This is a genomic window from Nitrososphaerota archaeon (assembly GCA_011605775.1).
Classification (GTDB): Archaea; Thermoproteota; Nitrososphaeria; order Nitrososphaerales; family JAAOZN01; genus JAAOZN01.
Genome location: JAAOZN010000067.1, coordinates 1 through 2851 on the forward strand (window position 1 = coordinate 1; position 2851 = coordinate 2851).

Annotated in this window: 5 protein-coding genes; 3 read left to right on the forward strand and 2 right to left on the reverse strand. The window is 43.7% G+C overall.

Annotation, left to right across the window (positions count from 1 at the left end; translation table 11 throughout):
* Window positions 1-128 precede the first annotated feature (128 nt).
* A complete protein-coding gene (locus HA494_05990) occupies window positions 129-431 on the forward strand; it encodes a hypothetical protein (GenBank protein ID NHV97321.1) in 303 nt (100 codons plus the stop codon).
* A 2-nt stretch (window positions 432-433) separates the two neighbouring features.
* Window positions 434-970: a hypothetical protein gene (locus HA494_05995; GenBank protein ID NHV97322.1), complete on the forward strand. Its 537-nt coding sequence runs from the start codon at window positions 434-436 to the stop codon at window positions 968-970.
* Between the two features lie 5 nt (window positions 971-975).
* On the opposite strand, the gene HA494_06000 is transcribed toward HA494_05995, so the two are convergent.
* Window positions 976-1536, reverse strand: a complete 561-nt coding sequence (locus HA494_06000) for a hypothetical protein (protein ID NHV97323.1) — start codon at window positions 1534-1536, stop codon at window positions 976-978.
* A 53-nt stretch (window positions 1537-1589) separates the two neighbouring features.
* On the opposite strand from HA494_06000, the gene HA494_06005 reads away from it, so the two are divergent.
* On the forward strand, window positions 1590-2483 hold the full coding sequence (locus HA494_06005) for a hypothetical protein (GenBank protein NHV97324.1): 894 nt from the start codon (window positions 1590-1592) through the stop codon (window positions 2481-2483).
* Here HA494_06005 and HA494_06010 read toward each other — a convergent pair.
* Window positions 2466-2810 carry a ribosomal protein L13e gene (locus HA494_06010; protein NHV97325.1) on the reverse strand — a complete coding sequence of 115 codons (345 nt, stop codon included), beginning with the start codon at window positions 2808-2810 and terminating at the stop codon, window positions 2466-2468. The genes HA494_06005 and HA494_06010 overlap by 18 nt on opposite strands.
* Window positions 2811-2851 lie beyond the last annotated feature (41 nt).

A 2851-nucleotide genomic window follows, 5' to 3' on the forward strand; every position in this document is an offset into this window, starting at 1 on the left:
ACTGAAATATGCAGATTTGAAAACGCTTAGGATAAGCGCAAGTTAGAATCTGCAGAACTGTTGCGGTGTTGGTAAGTGTATCGTGGACAGCTAAGCATTTTAGGAACCTCTACTAACATGCTTTAGGCATGGGTGGCGGGAGGAAGCGGGAACTAAGACTAAAGTCGATGCCAAGTTTAGCGCCAGCTGCAGCGGTAGAAGCGAAGTTACTAGAGTTGGGGTTTAATCTAACTTCTGAAGGAACGGTAGTATCTGATAATAGGTTCTGGCGTAGAAGGCTCTATACTAATGGAGACGAGGTGGTAACCCTATCTGATGAAATTGGAAGATTATATCATCTCAAAGACCCTGTTATTACGATCTGTGGTAAGGAGAAGACCATAGAAGCCATCCGTAGCATCCTTTTCCCTCTAAGAGATAAGGTTAGTTAAGCTTGCCAACCTACGACTGTAACGAACACCAGTTTGTGGAGAACTTGAGGAGAATCATTGAGTCTAAGTTACGTGTGGTTGTTAATAGGATGATGGTGCAAAGAGATGATGGTAAGTATGGTCTATCACAGCTGCCAGATCAAGAATTCAAGAAGTATGATGTACTCGCATATAGGAAGCATCAGCGTGCTACGGTCTACGCTAAAGTACCATTTTACGACGAGCTCCATAAACGCCTTTATATGCAGGATGACATCCTACATTCGCCGAAGAACCCTAACCGTTACCACCTATCTATCCCTTACATAAATGTAGAATATCGTTTCACATTTTGGGGCGAAACCTATAGGCACGAATTTGATGTTTTGTACGAGCCTCAGATAAGACTTGATCGAAAAGAGATAGCACTAGGGAGGTCGGAGAAGAAGGCTACTCTCATACACGTCTTAAATTTTATACCCCCGCCTGAACGTATGTTGGAGATGCATCTACCGCCTTCTACCATCGTATTTGATGTGCGTAGAGTAAGTAGGGCTTAGCGTCCTTATCTCTTAAGAATTTCGATAGCCTCGCTCAGATTATTGATACGCTTAACCCAAACGCCTTCTTTAATCTCTGTGTTCCAAGGTTGATTGTATAGTAGAATCATCTTCTTTCTTCGCGCTGCTAGCCGAGCTAAATCTGGTGAATCATCTATGTAGAAGTCGTATGGAAGGTAGATCTTGTGCTGCCAGCTAGAAACTGCAACAAAATGGTCATACGGTATCTGATGCTTCTCCAACCACTTCTTGACGTATTTTAGAGTATCCTTGGTTCTCCCGGTGACAACGTCTACTGAGCAGAGCTGATGCAGTATCTTCAAGTTCTCAGATACATTCTCTTCCATAGGTTTTATCTCCTCCCACCTTGACCAAGCTTTGGAGAAGATTCGGAAGAATTCGCTTGTAGATATGCCGAGATCGTTCCAGAAAGCCCATTTATTTATGCTCTTGTAGTCTAGGTTCTTGCTGTATTCTTCGTTATACACCTTCACCCACATCGGCATAACGTCAGCTAATGTCCCATCTACGTCTACCGCGACGCGCTTCCTGTGGTTATTCAGCAACACCTTCCTACCCGCTGACTAACCTTATTAGTTTATGTCCTAACAATATACCTATGCTGCTTAAAGTAAGCCTTTCACAGCCATTTAGCCTCGATTATACCTTAAATTCCGGCCAGACATTCAGATGGCGTAAACTAGGCGTCTCTTGGTATGGTACGATAGGTTCGACTGCTGTTAAGGTGACTCAGATCAAAGATACGCTTCAAATCGAGTCTGAAACAGAGTTAGGTGAAGAAGTTATTCTGAAATACTTCGGGTTAGAAGACGATCTCTCCACAATCTACGAGTCCATCAGCAGAGATAGGTTTATAGCTGCGGTGCTAAAGAAGTATGAGGGGCTTAGAATAATTCGGCAGGATCCTTGGGAGACCATCTTTTCATTTATCACAGCAACAAACATAAGCATAAAAAGAGTAGAAAAGACCCTAAGCAAGCTCTGCGCAAAAATCGGCGCAGCAAAGATGCTTAATGGCGTGTCTCTTTATACCTTCCCCACACCACAAACCGTACTAGAATTTGGAGAAGATGGCCTAAGAGGTGTTGGCTTTGGCTACCGCGCTCCTTGGTTGCTGGAGGCGGCTAAGATTGTGGCTAGCAGACAAGACTTGATACTTAACTTAATTGAGGAGAGCTACGAGTCAGCAAGAGCTCTTCTCATGCGAAGTAAGATTAAGGGTGTAGGGGAAAAGGCTGCTGACTGCATCCTACTTTTCGGTTTCCATAAGCTTGAATCTTTTCCGATAGATCGTTGGGTTAGACAAAGCATAGCAAACAACTATGCTCATCTCTTTGACGACAAAATCATCACCAACCTAAAAGCGAAAAGATCGTTGGATAGGGTAAGTTACAATAAGATTAGAAAGACGATGATAGAATATTTTGGGAGATACGCGGGGTACGCCCAACAATATCTGTTTATGTATGAGCGCCTATCTAGACGCACTTAAACCTAGGTATTGCTGCAGAGCCTCAATGTTCCACCGATGGGCTGAGGACCGCCTCTCATCAACCTTCAGCTTTAACCTGCGAGCCAACTCCACAGATAACCCGACTGCCTTTAACTCGCCTAGAGAAAAGCCTCTGCCAACTCTTTGTTTAACCAGCATATGGTGTTTCCTAACAACAATAGCGGTAGGCGCTTCGCCTTGAGGCTTAAATTGAACTTTCTGTTTCTCCTCCTTCTTTTTTGCTTTACTAGCAGCCCTTGTAGTCTTTGTCGATCTTGTAGTTCTTCTTACTGGCTTCCGTTTTGGCTTCTCCTCTTCTACGCTCATACCCTTTCGGGTGCTTTGATGGAAATCTTAAGCTTTTTGAG